At 74.4% G+C, this 14,252-nt stretch carries 8 protein-coding genes; 5 read left to right on the top strand and 3 right to left on the bottom strand.

Annotated elements, in window-relative coordinates; all coding sequences use genetic code 11:
- The first annotated feature begins 78 nt into the window (after nucleotides 1–78).
- Entirely contained in the window at nucleotides 79–741 is a 663-nt protein-coding gene (locus OG711_RS03665; protein ID WP_329558367.1) for a TetR/AcrR family transcriptional regulator C-terminal domain-containing protein, read from the top strand.
- A 132-nt stretch (nucleotides 742–873) separates the two neighbouring features.
- On the opposite strand, the gene OG711_RS03660 is transcribed toward OG711_RS03665, so the two are convergent.
- Nucleotides 874–3,618, bottom strand: a complete 2,745-nt coding sequence (locus tag OG711_RS03660; protein ID WP_329558366.1) for a family 78 glycoside hydrolase catalytic domain — start codon at nucleotides 3,616–3,618, stop codon at nucleotides 874–876.
- A gap of 315 nt (nucleotides 3,619–3,933) precedes the next feature.
- Here OG711_RS03660 and OG711_RS03655 point away from each other — a divergent pair, with 315 nt between their 5' ends.
- Nucleotides 3,934–6,150 (top strand): serine/threonine-protein kinase, encoded by a 2,217-nt coding sequence (locus tag OG711_RS03655; RefSeq protein WP_329558365.1) that lies wholly within the window; start codon nucleotides 3,934–3,936, stop codon nucleotides 6,148–6,150.
- Nucleotides 6,151–6,299: 149 nt separating this feature from the next.
- A complete protein-coding gene (locus tag OG711_RS03650) occupies nucleotides 6,300–7,862 on the top strand; it encodes a phytoene desaturase family protein (RefSeq protein ID WP_329558364.1) in 1,563 nt (520 codons plus the stop codon).
- A gap of 204 nt (nucleotides 7,863–8,066) precedes the next feature.
- On the opposite strand, the gene OG711_RS03645 is transcribed toward OG711_RS03650, so the two are convergent.
- Nucleotides 8,067–9,842: a serine hydrolase gene (locus tag OG711_RS03645; RefSeq protein WP_329558363.1), complete on the bottom strand. Its 1,776-nt coding sequence runs from the start codon at nucleotides 9,840–9,842 to the stop codon at nucleotides 8,067–8,069.
- A 362-nt stretch (nucleotides 9,843–10,204) separates the two neighbouring features.
- Nucleotides 10,205–10,798 carry a MarR family winged helix-turn-helix transcriptional regulator gene (locus OG711_RS03640; RefSeq protein WP_266505267.1) on the bottom strand — a complete coding sequence of 198 codons (594 nt, stop codon included), beginning with the start codon at nucleotides 10,796–10,798 and terminating at the stop codon, nucleotides 10,205–10,207.
- A gap of 192 nt (nucleotides 10,799–10,990) precedes the next feature.
- Between OG711_RS03640 and OG711_RS03635 the strand changes: the two genes are divergently transcribed.
- Nucleotides 10,991–12,592: a fatty acyl-CoA synthetase gene (locus OG711_RS03635; RefSeq protein WP_329558362.1), complete on the top strand. Its 1,602-nt coding sequence runs from the start codon at nucleotides 10,991–10,993 to the stop codon at nucleotides 12,590–12,592.
- Nucleotides 12,593–12,935: 343 nt separating this feature from the next.
- Nucleotides 12,936–14,228: an MFS transporter gene (locus tag OG711_RS03630; RefSeq protein ID WP_399503975.1), complete on the top strand. Its 1,293-nt coding sequence runs from the start codon at nucleotides 12,936–12,938 to the stop codon at nucleotides 14,226–14,228.
- Nucleotides 14,229–14,252 lie beyond the last annotated feature (24 nt).

Here is a 14,252-nt window from a genome sequence, read left to right as displayed (position 1 = left end):
CCCGGGACATGACGATCACGGCGCTGACGTGCGACGGCCGGTTCGGCGCGGGCGCCCGGCGGGCGATACCCTCGCGTGGTGCCGTCCGAGACCTCCCCGCGCCCCGGCCGCCGACCCGGCCCCAAACCCCGCCTCAGCCGGGAGAAGATCATCGGAGCCGCCGTCGAACTCGGCATCGAACAGGTCTCCGTGCAGGCTGTCGCCACCGCCCTGAACGCCGCTCCGGCGAGCCTCTATCGCTATGTCGACAGTCTGGACGACCTGATCGGCGCCGCGCTGGAGACCGTCTTCCGGGCCGCGCCGCTGCCCTCGCCCGCACTCGGCTGGCGCCGCTATCTGGAGACGGAGGCGGCCACCCGCTTCGAGCTGCTGATCCGCTACGCCGGGCTCGTCCCCGAGCACCACACCGGACTCGTCGGCGCCGCCACCCTCCGCTTCGAACGCCTGGTCCGCGATCTGACCGGTCTCGGATTCACCCTCGACGAGGCGGTGCTCGCCGTGGACGCGGTCGTCGACCTCATCCACGACGGCGCCACCCAGACCCTCCGGCTCCGCGACCCCGCCGCCCCTGAACGCCGCTCCACCGCCATCACCGACTCCCTCGCCCTGTACACCCCCGAGGTACGCGGCGCCGTCGAACGCATCGCGAGCGCGCCCCGGGAGCATCTGTGGCGCAAGCTGGATGTCGTGCTCGACGGGCTGGCGGTACGTCTGGGGACCGGCGCCGACGCGGGGCCCTGACGCCGGGGGCGGGACCGGGTAAGCGGGTGCCGGTGGCCGGTGGCCGGTGGCTGGTGGCTGGTGGCCGGTGGCCGGTGGCCGGGTGCCGGGTGCCGGGCGGCGGGTGTCCGGGGGAACCCTCAGCGGGCGGGATCACCCCGCCGTGAACGCCCATCGCCCCTGCGGCACCCGGAACACCTGGAACCCCCGTTCCACCCGTACCCACCGCGCGTCGGGGTGCGCCGACACGGCCACCGTCCCCGGACCCGGACCCATCGGCACATGCACCTCCGCCGTCGCCCCCACCGGCACCCGCACACTCATCCGGAACGGCTCCGCACCGGACCCGCCCGACCACTCCACACCCGCCTCACCCCGTACCGTCCGGATCGAGGTCCGGGCCCACTCCACCCCCGCGCGCCCGTCCGGCCGCACCACGAAGGAGCCGTACCCCGCGTCCCCGGGGCGCAGCCCGGCCACGTTCTCGTACAGCCACTGCGCCACCGTCCCCTGGAAGTAGTGGGCGCGGGAGCGTGAATCGGCCTGCCACATCTCCCACATGGTGTCCGCGCCCCGCTCGAACCAGTACCCCCAACTCGGGTACGTCCGCCGGGTCGCGAGGGTGTGCGCGACCTCCGGATGCCCCCGCTCGCTGAGCTGCGGCAGCAGGACGCTGGTGCCGAGCGCGCCCGTGTCGAGATGGCCGCCCCGGGCCGCGATGTCCGCGACCAGCGACGCGGTCACCGACTCCCGGGCGTGCGGGGGCACCAGACCGAACGCCAGCGGGACGCAGTTGCTGGTCTGCCGGTAGCCCGGGTCACGGTCCGTGCGGTAGTGGCCGGCCGGGCCGAGGAAGGCCGCGTTGAACGCCTCCCGCAGCTCATGGGCGGTGCGCCGGTAGCGGGCCGCTGTCGCGTCCTGGTCCGGGGCGTCCAGATCGTCCACCAGACCGGCGAGTTCGGCGGTGGCGAGCAGCGCCCGGTACAGATAGGCCGTCGCCGTCAGCCGGGTGTCCTCCGGCGGATTGCCCCCGTACCCGGGCGCGAGATAGTCGCCCAGTTCGGTGACGGCGAGCCCGTCGCGCAGCCGGGCGATCTCCCAGTCGAGGTAGCGCGTCACCGGCCTCCAGTGCTCCCGCACCGCCCGCTCGTCGCCGTACACCCGGTACATCTCCCGCACCAGGAAGGGGTACACCGTCGTCCACTCCGGCGACGGCGCCAGATCCTCGTACCCCCAGCCCCCGCTCGGCACGATCACCGGGAGCTGCCCGTCGGGACGCTGACTGTCCCGCAGGTCCCCGAGCCACTTCGCCAGCAGCCGGTGCGTGCCGAACGCGTACGTCATCACCGGTACGCCGAGCTGCGCGTCGCCGGTCCAGCCGTTCTTCTCGTACATCGGGGTGTCGGTCGGGATGCCGTGCAGATTGCTGCGGACCGTCCGCCGCATCGCCCGGTCCAGCTGTTCGTAGAACTCCTCCGAGCAGCGGAACCCGCTCACCTCCGCGACCGGGGTGCGCACCTCGCGCCCCACGACCGACCACCGGCCCCGCAGCGGGGGCACCCCGCTCACCTCGACGTACCGGAAGCCCTTGTACGAGAAGCGCGGCTCCCACACCTCGTCGCCGCCCGTTCCCGCGCACACGTACTCGTCCCGCTGGAACCGCCCCGGCACATGCTCGGTCCGCGCGAACACCGTGCCGTCGTCGTGGAGTTTCTCGCCGTACGTCAGCCGCACCACGGTCCCGGCCGGGGCCCGGACCGTGAGCCGGGACCAGCCCGCGAGGGTGCGGCCCAGATCGACGACGTGACTCCCTCCGGGTGTCTCCCGTACGGCCACGGGCTCCACGGTCCCGGTCACCTCGATCGGCTCGTGCGGCTGCGCCCGTACGGTCCCCAGGGGGGCGCGGCGCCGCCCGGCGGGCGACCACGCGCTGTCGTCGAAGCCGGGCAGCGACCATCCGCCGGGCGCGAGCCGCGCGTCGTACGTCTCGCCCGCGTAGAGGCAGTCCGTACGCGTGGGGCCCTCGGTGATCCGCCAGGACCCGTCCGTGGCGACCAGGGTCCGGGTGCCGTCGGGGTGGTCGATCTCCAGCTGGGCGAGCAGTCGGGGTTCGCCGTGCCACGGGGGCCGGTGCCAGTTCCAGACGTTCGGTGTCGTCATCCCGAAGAAGCCCCGCCCGAGGGTGACCCCGATGGCGTTGCCGCCCGGACGGATCAGCCCGGTGATGTCGTGGACCGCGTAGAGGACCGTCGCGTCGTAGTCGGTGAACCCCGGGTCGAGGACCTGTTCGCCCACCCGCCGCCCGTTGATCTCCGCCTCGTAGTAGGCCAGCCCGCTGATGTACAGCCGGGCGCGGGCCACCGGCGCCCCGACCGTGAACTCCCGCCGCAGCAGCGGCGCCGGACGGGCCGTCACCTCCCCGTCGCCGCTACCGCCCGCCGGTCCGGCCCCGATCCAGTGCCCGTGCCACCCGTCGGACGGCAGCGCGGTCTCCCACCAGCGCACCGCGCTCCACCGCGAGACCCGCCCGGCCCCGTCCCACACCCTGACCTGCCAGTGGTAGCGCGTCCGGGCCTCCAGCCCGGGACCGTCGTACGGCACCCCGAAGGTACGTTCCGACGCGACCCGCCCGGAGTCCCAGACGGTCCGGAGCCCGTCCCCGAGCGCGGCGGCGGAACGGGCCACCCGCACCTGGTACGCGGACTGCCGCGCCCCCCGCTGCCCTTCGGCCGACAGCTCCCAGCCGAGCCGGGGCCGCCGCACATCCGTACCGAGCAGGTTCTCCGTGTGCTCGACGGTGGTGCGGACGATCCGCAGCGGCCCGTCCGACGCGCTGTGCCCCGGTGCGTCCGGGTCCCGCGCGGGAGGGACGCCGTCGGGGTTCCGGTCATGGGCCATCGGAGATCCTCGGGGTGCGGTGAACGCGGGCGGAAGACGGCCGACGGTCGGATGAAACGTTTCATCGGCCGGGTGCCCAGCGATCCTACGCACCGGTACGAGGCCGTTCAAGGGCGGCCGGGGTGGGGGCTGCGGGTGGGCGAGGGCGGGGTAGTCCCCGCTCCCGCGCGGCCCCCGCCCAGGCGGATCCCCCGCGCCATGTCACGGCTCGGCCCCGGGAGCCGTCCCGCCCCGTACACACCGGGGGCGGGGGTAGCCATACTGGACGGGCCCGGGGAGGGCACTGAGCGGTGACGACGGGGGCGACGACGGGAGATGACCGACACCAGACTGATCCAGGGCCGCTACCGGCTGCTCGATGTGATCGGGCGGGGCGGCATGGGCGAGGTGTGGCGGGCCAAGGACGAGTCGCTGGGCCGGGGAGTGGCCGTGAAGTGCCTCAAACCGCTCGGACCGCAGCACGACGAGTCACTGGTACGGGTGCTCAGGGAGCGGTTCCGGCGTGAGGCGCGGGTCGCCGCCGGGCTCCAGCACCGCGGCGTCACCGTCGTCCATGACTTCGGTGAGTCCGACGGGGTGCTGTTCCTCGTGATGGAACTCCTGGAGGGACGCAACCTCAGCCAGCTCCTGGAGGACAACAAACAGCGTCCGCTGCCCGTCGACGACGTCGTCGACATCGCGGAACAGGTGTCGTCGGCCCTCGCGTACACCCATGAACAGGGCATCGTGCACCGGGACCTCAAGCCCGCCAACATCATGCGGCTGGCTGACGGCACCGTGAAGATCTGCGACTTCGGCATCGCCCGCTTCGGCCACGACGTCGGCTTCACCTCACGGCTCACCGGTACCGGCGTCGCCATGGGCACCCCGCACTACATGTCCCCCGAGCAGATCGGCGGCTCCGAGGTCGACCAGCGCAGCGACCTGTACTCGTTCGGCTGCGTCCTCTACGAGATCGCCACCGGCGCACCGCCGTTCGACCTCGACGACGCCTGGGCCGTCCTCGTCGGCCACCGGGACACCCCGCCCCGGCCACCGCGCCGGCACCGCGCCGAACTGCCCGGCTACTTCGAGACGATCGTCCTGGACCTCCTCGCGAAGGAACCCGCCGGACGCCCCCGCGACGCCCGCGAACTGGGCCGCAGACTCACCGCGGGCCGCGCCCTGGCCCACCGCCCGCCCGTACCGGCCGCGTCCCACGGCGGTCCGGACACCCCGCGCGGGACCAGGCTGCCGTCCTGGACCCGGGGCATGACCACCGGCCGCAAGGCCACCGTCGGCCCCGTACGGGCCACCGTGCCCGATCCGGCCGCCGGACTGACGGGGGAGTGGACACCCCGCGCGGACAGCCGCCGCACCGGACCCGTCCTCGCGCCCGAACGGCCGGCCCCCGCCCCGGAGACCGTCGCCGTCCTGGTCTCCCGGCACAACGCCGGACTGAGCCTCGGCCGGCTCGGACGCTGGACCGAGGCCGGTGAGGTGCACCGGGCGGTCGCCGCCGAACGCGAGCACGCGCTCGGTCCCGACCACCCCGACACCCTCGCCAGCCGCTACGAGGTCGCGTTCACCCTCAGCCGCACCGGCCGCGCCACCGACGCGCTGCGTGCCTACGGCGAGGTCGCCGAGGGCCGCGAACGCGTTCTCGGCCCCGGGCATCCCGACACGCTCGCCGCCCGGCGGGAGACCGCGTACGTCCTCGGGCAGCTCGGCCGCCACTTCGAGGCCCATCAGGTGTACACGGCCGTCCTCGCCGACCGGGAACGCACCATGGGCGCCGACCACCCCGACACCCTGCGCTGCCGCCACAACCTCGCCTTCAACCTCAGCCGCCTCGGGCGGCTGGAGGACTCCCACCGGATCGCCCGCGAGGTCGCCGCCGCACGCGCCCGGGTCCTCGGCGCCGACCACCCGGACACCCTGGTCACCCGCTACGAGGTCGCCTACGCGCTCGGCCAGCTCGGCCGCTGGCAGGAGGCGCTGGACACCTATCGCGAGGTCGCGCAGGCCCGCGCCCGCTCCCTGGGCGCCGACCACCCCGACACCCTCGCCGCCCGCTACGAGGTGGGGATCAGCCTCGGCCGCCTCGGGCACAGCGCCCTGGCCCTGGAGCTGTACCGGGCCCTGGCCGCCGACCGGGCCCGGGTCCAGGGCGCCGCCGACCCCGAGACCCTGCGGGCCCGGCACGGCCTCGGCGTCAACCTCGGCCGCCTCGGCCGCTGGGACGAGGCACTCACCGAGGCACGCGAGGTGTGCGCGGCCCGGGAACACGTCCTCGGCGCACACCATCCGGACACCCTGGTCAGCCGCCGGGAGGTCGCCGTGGGGCTCGGCTGGCTCGGCCGCTGGGAGGACGCCCTCGTCGAGTACCGCGCGGTGGCCGCCGCCCGGGACGAGGTCCTCGGACCCGGCCACCCCGACACCCTCGCCAGCCGCAACGACGAGGCCCACTGCCTCGAACAGCTCGGACGGGGCGCGGAGGCCGTCGAGCTCTACCGCCGGGTCGCCGCACTGCGCCACGGCACCACCGCCTGACCCCGGCCCGCACGGCGCTCCTCACCGCACCACCCGGCCGCCCCACGGCCCGGACGGCGCCCACCGCACCACCCGGCCGCCCCCGGACCGACAGCGACCGGGCGGCCACGGACACTGGCCGCCCGGCCGCACGCGTGTTACGAAGGACCATGCCCGCTCCTGCCTCGTACGACGCCGTGATCGTCGGCGGTGGACACAACGGCCTCACCGCCGCCGCCTATCTCGCCCGCGCGGGGCGCCGCGTCCTCGTCCTGGAACGACTGGCCGTCACCGGCGGCGCGGCCGTGTCCGCCCGCCCGTTCCCGGGGGTAGACGCCCGGCTGTCGCGCTACTCGTACCTGGTGAGCCTGCTGCCGCGGAAGATCGTCGACGATCTGGGGCTGCGGTTCGCGGTCCGGGAGCGGTCCGTTTCCTCGTACACCCCCGCCGAACGCGGCGGCCGGGCCACCGGGCTGCTCGTCGGCGGCGGACGGGCCCGCACCCGCGCCTCGTTCGAGCGGCTCACCGGGGGCGGACGCGAGTACGCGGCGTGGGAGGAGTTCCAGGCGCTGACCGGGCGGGTCGCGCGGCGCGTCTTCCCGACCCTCACCGAACCGCTGCCCACCCGCGCGCAACTGCGCCGCCGGATCGACGACGACACCGCCTGGCGCGCCCTGTTCGAGGAACCGATCGGGGCCGCCGTCGAGGAGCGCTTCCACGACGACCTGGTGCGCGGGGTGGTGCTGACGGACGCGCTGATCGGGACGTTCGCGGACGCCCATGACCCGTCACTGCGGCAGAACGCGTGCTTCCTCTACCACGTGATCGGCGGCGGCACCGGCGACTGGAACGTGCCCGTCGGCGGGATGGGCGCCCTGACCGACGCCCTCGCGGACGCGGCCCGCGCCGCCGGGGCGGAGATCCGCACCGGACACGAGGTCACCCGGATCACCCCCGGCACCCGCGCCGCCGAGGTGGAGTTCCGCACGGGCACGGGCGACGACACAGTACGGGTGGGCGCGCGGCACGTCCTCGTCAACGCGTCGCCCGAAGCACTCGCCGCGCTCCTCGACGAGGAACCCCCCGAGCCCGCCGAAGGCGCCCAGTTCAAGGTGAACATGCTGCTGACCCGGCTGCCCCGGCTGCGGGACACCACCGTGGACCCCCGCGAGGCGTTCGCCGGGACGTTCCACGTCGCCGAGGGGTACGACGCGCTGGCGACCGCGTACGCCGAGGCCGCGGCGGGCTCGGTGCCTTCCGCACCGCCGTCGGAGATCTACTGCCACTCCCTGACCGACCCCACGATCCTCGCGCCCGACCTGGTCCGCCGCGGCTACCAGACCCTCACCCTCTTCGGACTGCACACCCCCGCGCGGCTGTTCCGCGCGGACAACACCGCGACCCGCGCCGAGGTGCTCGCCGCGACCCTCGCCCAACTCGACGCCCATCTCGCGGAACCGCTCGCGGACTGTCTCGCCACCGACGCGGACGGACGTCCCTGCGTCGAGGCGAGGACCCCGCTCGACCTGGAGGCCGATCTGCGGCTGCCCGGCGGCAACATCTTCCACCGCGACCTCGCCTTCCCCTACGCGCGGGAGGGCATCGGCCGCTGGGGGGTGGAGACCGCCCATGAACCCGTCCTGCTGTGCGGCGCGGGCGCCGTCCGTGGGGGAGGGGTCAGCGGGGTGCCCGGCCACAACGCGGCCATGGCGGTCCTGGAACGCCCCGCCTGACCGCACCCTGCCGGCCCTCGTCCGACCGCACCCCGTCCGACCGGCCCCTCTTCCGCCCCGCGTCCACCGCCGCCTCGGTCCCCGGCACGCCGCCGATCCGGCACGCCGCCGATCCGGCGGTGCGCCGATCCGGCCGTCCGTCGCGCCCTTCGGTCGACCATCGCGGGTCGGTCGTGGGCGCGGGCCGACACGGGCCGCCCCCGCTCAGTCGTCCGACCGGGTCCAGCCCCGTACGAGCAACCGGGCGGCGTCGCGCGGCCGTTGTTCGTCGAACAGGCGGCGCCGACCGTCGTCCACCCGCAGCCCCGTCACGTACACCCCCCGCCCCACCGAGGCCGAGTCGGTCGTACAGCGCCAGCGCAGCAGCACCGACGCTCCGCGCCATGGGCCGAGCGGCGCGCTCACCCGGTGCCAGGCCCGGTGGGAGAAGCCGGACGCGGAGCCCTCCGGATGCTCCCGCGCGGGCGCCCCGGGGCGCTCCGTACGGAACGGCACCGGGCTCCAGGTGGCACCGTCGTCGGTGGACGCCTCCAGGAGGACGGCGTCCGCACGCGGCTCGGTGTCCCACCACAGGTCGCCGCGGAGCAGGGCCCGTTCACCGGTGGGCGTCAGCGCGGGCAGGGTCAGGGTGGCGTCGGTGCCGTGCGCCATACCGCCGTACCAGGCGGCGGCGGCCCGGGGCGGACGTACCGGTACCGCGCGGGCGAGATGGTTCGCGGCGGTGGCCCGGGGCGCCGAACCGGACCGCCAGCCGCGCACCGGGTGCACCGAGTTGCCGAGGACCACCAGGAACGAGTCCGTCGTCGGGTCGAGGACCAGCGAGGTGCCGGTGAACCCGGTGTGACCGGCCGTCCGGGGCGTCGCCATCGCGCCCATGTACCAGTGCTGGTAGAGCTCGAAGCCGAGCCCGTGCTCGTCACCGGGGTGCGCGGTGTTGAAGTCGGTGAACATCAGTTCCACCGACTCCGGCCGCAGCACCCGGGTCCGTCCGTACGACCCGCCGTTCAGCAGGGTGCGGCCCAGCACGGCGAGGTCCCACGCGCAGGAGAAGACCCCCGCGTGCCCGGCGACCCCGCCGAACGCGTAGGCGTTCTCGTCGTGGACCTCGCCCCACACCAGTCCCCGCTCAAGACCGGACCACGGCTTGCGGGCGTCCTCGGTCGCGGCGATCCGGGGCTTCCACGCCGCGGGCGGGTTGAACCGGGTGCGGCGCAGCCCGAGCGGCCCGGTGATCTCGTCGTGCAGCAGGACGTCCAGAGTGCGGCCGGTGAGCCGTTCCAGGATGAGCTGGAGCGTGATCAGATTGAGGTCCGAGTAGAGGTACGTGCTGCCCGGCGGGTGCAGGGGCGCCTCGTTCCACAGCCGGCGCAGCCGCGCCTCGTGGGTGGCTTCGGCGTGCAGCGGCAGCCAGGAACGCAGCCCCGAGGTATGGGTGAGGAGCTGACGTACCGTGATGTCCTGTTTCCCGGCCGCCGCGAACTCCGGCAGATACGCGGCGGCGGGCGACGCCAGTTCCAGTGCGCCCCGTTCGATCTGCTGCACGGCGAGGATCGCGGTGAACAGCTTGGAGACCGACGCCAGATCGAAGACGGTGTCCCGAGTCATCGGGATCTGCTCCTCCGGCGGGAACTCGACCCCTGTGTCGGTGCTCTCGTCGTACGCCGAGTAGCGCACCGCCATCCCGATCGGCTGGTGCAGGGCCACCGTGCCGCCGCGCCCGGCGAGCAGGACGGCCCCCGCGTACCAGGGGTGCCGGGGCGACGGGGCGAGGAACCGTTCGGCGTCGGCGACGAGTTGCCGCAGATGACCGGCGAGGAGTCCGGCCCGCTCGGGGGTGCCCCGGCGCAGCGTCGGGGGTCGGGAGTCCCGGCCGGGGCCGGTGGCGGCGCGGGTGGCGCTCGCGGGTCCCGCCGCGAAGGGCACGAGCGCCAGTGCCCCGCCCAGGGCGAGGGCCCGGACCCCGAGGCCGCGTCTGCTCACGTCGCTCCCCTCCGCGCGGGGGTCCCCGCGGCTGTCGCCGGGCGGGCCGCCCGGTGGGTCGTGCGGTCGGTGGTGCGGTGGGTCGTGCGGCGGTCCCGGTGGGGGACCGGCCAACGGCTGTCGGGTGGTGCGGGGATCGCTTGCCGGGTGCCTTCCCGGATCGGCGGCCATGATCAACCCTCCTGAAAGAACCTTTCGGGATCTCGATCAACGAGGCAAGGCTGTTGCCGCTCCGGAGGTGTGTCAACCCTGCCTCACGGCGCGCCGCGCCCCGCCCGCCGCCCGCCGCCTCCCGTCGCCGGGCGCGGCGGAGCGGTTCACCGCGGGTCCCCGGCCCCGGCTGCCCAGGACCGCCCGGTGTCTCAGGCCGTCGGCGGCTGAGGGCCCGTGCCGGCACTCCCGGCGGTGCCGTTCATGTACCGCTCGACCTGCTGCTGGTTGTCGGCCAGCCGCAGGCACAGATGCCGCAGCTGTACGAGGTCGTCCGGGCTGAAGCCGCGGAAGACGGTGGCCATCGCGCGCCGGGTGGGCTGCCGGAAGGCGTCCAGCCAGTCCCGGCCCCCGGAGGTGATGGTGACGCGGACCGAGCGGCGGTCGTGGGGGTCCGGCACACGCCGCGCCAGGGTGTCGCGTTCGAGGGTGTCGACCAGCCCGGTGATGTTGCGGGAGGTCACCTGGAGAGCCTGGGCGAGATCGCCCACGGTCAGGCCCTCCTCGGGTGCGTTCGAGAGCCGGACCAGGACATCGAGCGCCCCGGTGCTGAGACCACGCCCGCCCGCGCCTTGCGACCGCAGCCGCTCGATGGCGTGTGCGGCGGTGCGGACCGCCGCCGTGGCCTCCAGCGCCGCGGTGTCGTCGGAGAGGGTGAACGCGGTCATCGCGGTGCGTACTCCTGGGTTGTAGAGGAATCCTGCGTCGTCGGTGGCCAACTGCGCTGAGTTATGTACGTCATTCATGATGAAGCAGTACGTTACTTGCTGAGTGGTGATTCCACCAGGGCAGTCATGGACCGATCGACCGCCGGGGCTGGTGCCCGGGTATCGCGGGGAGGTACACGTATCGGGGGCTCCGCTCCCCGCGCGGCCGGACGGTATGTCTCGGCAGCGGAGGCGAAGCGCGCCGCAGAGGACTTCGGAAAGGGCACGGACATGGACGAGGCGACCCGCGCGACACCGACGGCCGACCGGACGGCACAGGCACAGGGGCAGGCACAGGCGCAGGCACACGGGCAGGTACACACACCGGCGCCGGACAGCGGACGCGACAGCACCGTCGACGGAGTGCTGCGACGCAGTGCGCGACGCACCCCCGACCGCCCGGCGCTGCACTACCGCGACCGCACCTGGTCCTACGCGGCGCTGGACGACGCCGTGTCCCGCGCGGCGGCCGTCCTGCGCGCCACCGGACTGCGGCCGGGGGACCGGGTCGCCGCCTACGGGCACAACTCGGACGCCTACCTCATCGGATTCCTCGCCGCGGCCCGCGCCGGACTCGTCCACGTACCCGTCAACCACCAGCTGACCGGCGCCGACCTCACCTACCTCCTCGAACAGTCGGGCAGCGGCCTGGTACTCACCGACCCCGCGCTGGCCGACCGGCTGCCCGACGGCACCCGGACCCTGGCGCTGCGGGACAGCGACGACTCCCTGCTCGCCGCCCTCGCCACCACGGAGCCCTTCACCGGACCCGGGCCCGCCGCGGAGGATCTCGTCCAGCTCCTCTACACCTCCGGCACCACGGCCCTGCCCAAGGGCGCGATGATGACCCACCGGGCCCTGCTCCACGCCTATATGAGCGCGATCCACGCCCTGGACCTGCGCGCCGCCGACCGGCCGGTGCACGCCCTGCCGCTCTACCACTCGGCGCAGACCCATGTGTTCCTGCTGCCCTACCTCGCCGTCGGCGCCGAGAACCGGCTCATCGACCGGCCGGACGCCGACACGATCCTCGACCTCGTCGAGAGCGGACACGCGGACAGCCTGTTCGCCCCGCCCACGGTCTGGGTCGCGCTGTCCGCCCGCCCAGACTTCGCCACCCGCGACCTCGGCGGACTGCGCAAGGCGTACTACGGCGCGTCCGTCATGCCGGTGCCCGTGCTGGAACGGCTCCGGGCCCGGCTCCCCGGCCTTGCCTTCTACAACTGCTTCGGCCAGAGCGAGATCGGCCCCCTCGCGACCGTCCTCGGACCGGACGAGCACGAAGGACGGATGGACTCCTGCGGACGGCCCGTGCTGTTCGTCGAGGCCCGGGTCGTCGACGAGGACGGCCGGGACGTCCCCGACGGCACCCCCGGCGAGGTGGTCTACCGCTCACCGCAACTGTGCGAGGGGTACTGGGGCAAACCCGAGGAGACCGCCGAGGCGTTCCGCGACGGCTGGTTCCGCTCGGGCGACCTCGCCGTCCGGGACGACGAGGGCCGGCTCACCGTCGTGGACCGGGTGAAGGACGTCATCAACTCCGGTGGCGTACTGATCGCCTCCCGCCAGGTGGAGGACGCCCTGTATCTGCACCCGGCCGTCGCGGACGCGGCCGTGATCGGGCTCCCCGACGCGCGCTGGATCGAGGCCGTCACCGCCGTCGTGGTCCGCCACCCGGGCTCCGAGGTCACCGAGGACGAACTGCTCGCCCACGCCAAGGACGCCCTGCCCGCCTTCAAGGCCCCCAAGCGCGTCGTCTTCACGGACACCCTCCCCCGCAACGCGAGCGGCAAGGTCCTCAAGCGGGAACTGCGCGACCGTTACGGGGCGTAGCCGTCGGGTGCGGGTGCGGGTGCGGGTGCGGGTGCGGGGCCGTCACAGGTCCGACCGGAGGCTGTCATGAGTCGTCCGTACCGACCCGACCGACCCGCGCCGGGGCTGGTCAGAGCTGGTCAGGTCGGCCGGGTGGAAAACCAGTGGCACACGCCAAGTGCCGCGCATAGCTTGTCCGCTCGTGACCGATGATCCGAAACGCTCGACGGGCGGCTCCTCCACGGCGTCCCCCGAACCCTCCGGCAAGGCCCCCGCCGGGGGGACCGTGCCGGACCGGCCCGCCCCCGCCGAAGGGCTGTTCTCGCGGGAGTACGCCGCCGCGACCTCCCTGTTCGCGGCGGTGATGTTCCTGACCGGACTCGCCGCCCTCGCGGTGGTGCCCACACTGCCGACGGCCGCGCGGGACCTCGACGGGGTGTCCCTCTTCCCGCTGGTCGCGGGCTGTTTCGTCGCCGCGAGCCTGCTCGGCGGGGTCCTCGGCGGACACTGGGCGGACAGGGCCGGGGCACACCGCCCGCTGGCCCTCGGCATGGCACTGGCGGTGGTCACCCTGCTGGTGTCCGGGGCCAGCACCTCGATCTGGCAGCTGGCGGCCGGCCGCTTCCTCGACGGACTCGCCGCCGGGATGGTCGCGGTGGCCACCAACACCGCCATCGGCCAGGCCTATCCGGACCGGCTGCGGCCGCGCGCGCTCGCGCTGATGAGCACCTGCTGGATCGTCCCTTCCCTGGTCGGACCGCCGCTCGCGGGACTCGTGGCGGAGACCTGGTCCTGGCGCGCGGTGTTCCTCGGACTCGCCGCGCTCACCCTCGTCCCCGCCCTCGCCGTGGTGGCTTTGCTGCGCGGCCCGTCCTGGCGGGCGAAGTCCGCCCCGCCGCCCGACGGCACGCCCCGCCCCGCGCTGCTGGTCGCCGCCGCCGTGAGCATCGGCGCCGCACTGGGTCAGTACGGCGTCTCCGGCTGGGACGCGCGGCATCTGCTGTTCACCGTCGGCGGCCTCGCCCTGCTGGTGGCGTTCGCGCCCCGGCTGCTGCCCCGGGGCACCTGGCGGGCCGTCCGCGGTCTCCCCGCCACGGTGCTGCTGTGCGGTCTGGGCTCGGGGGTGTTCTTCACCCTGGAGGCCCTCGTCCCGCTGTTCCTCGTCACCGAACGCGAGGTGCCGCCCCTGGTGATCGGCCTCGCCTTCACCGGCGCCGCCCTCGCCTGGGCCGCCTCGTCGGCGGTACAGGGACGGCTGCTGGAACGCGCCCCGCGCCACCGGCTCGTCGTCGCCGGGGCCCTGGTGCAGGGCGTGGCGGTAGCCGTCGCGGCCGTCGGAACGCTGCCCGGGGCGCCCGATCCGGTCGCCGCGTCGGCGATGGTCGTCGCCGCCGTCGGCATGGGCATGTACGCCCCGTCCCTGACCGTGCTGGCGCTGTCCCACAGCCCACGCGGCCGTCAGGGCTACGCCAGCAGCTCGATGCAGACCAGCCAGAACCTCGGACAGGTGACGGTACTGGCACTCGGCTCCGGTGTGTTCAACGCTTTCCTCGGGGCCGGCTCCAGCGGCCACGGGGGCTACCGCGCCGCGTTCGTGCTGCTGCTCGTCCCCTGCGCCGTGGCCGCGCTGCTCGCCGTCCGCACCCGCGCGACCTGAACGGAGCCCGCGGTCCCCGGGGGC

It is taken from the genome of Streptomyces uncialis (assembly GCF_036250755.1).
GTDB lineage: Bacteria > Actinomycetota > Actinomycetes > Streptomycetales > Streptomycetaceae > Streptomyces > Streptomyces uncialis.
This window is presented reverse-complemented; position numbering and strand designations above follow the sequence as displayed.

Coding starts and splice junctions, on each gene's coding strand:
- OG711_RS03660 (WP_329558366.1), bottom strand. CDS start 3,618: ATGGCCCATGACCGGAACCCCGACGGCGTCCCTCCCGCGCGGGACCCG.
- OG711_RS03655 (WP_329558365.1), top strand. CDS start 3,934: ATGACCGACACCAGACTGATCCAGGGCCGCTACCGGCTGCTCGATGTG.
- OG711_RS03650 (WP_329558364.1), top strand. CDS start 6,300: ATGCCCGCTCCTGCCTCGTACGACGCCGTGATCGTCGGCGGTGGACAC.
- OG711_RS03640 (WP_266505267.1), bottom strand. CDS start 10,798: ATGAATGACGTACATAACTCAGCGCAGTTGGCCACCGACGACGCAGGA.
- OG711_RS03635 (WP_329558362.1), top strand. CDS start 10,991: ATGGACGAGGCGACCCGCGCGACACCGACGGCCGACCGGACGGCACAG.
- OG711_RS03630 (WP_399503975.1), top strand. CDS start 12,936: ATGTTCCTGACCGGACTCGCCGCCCTCGCGGTGGTGCCCACACTGCCG.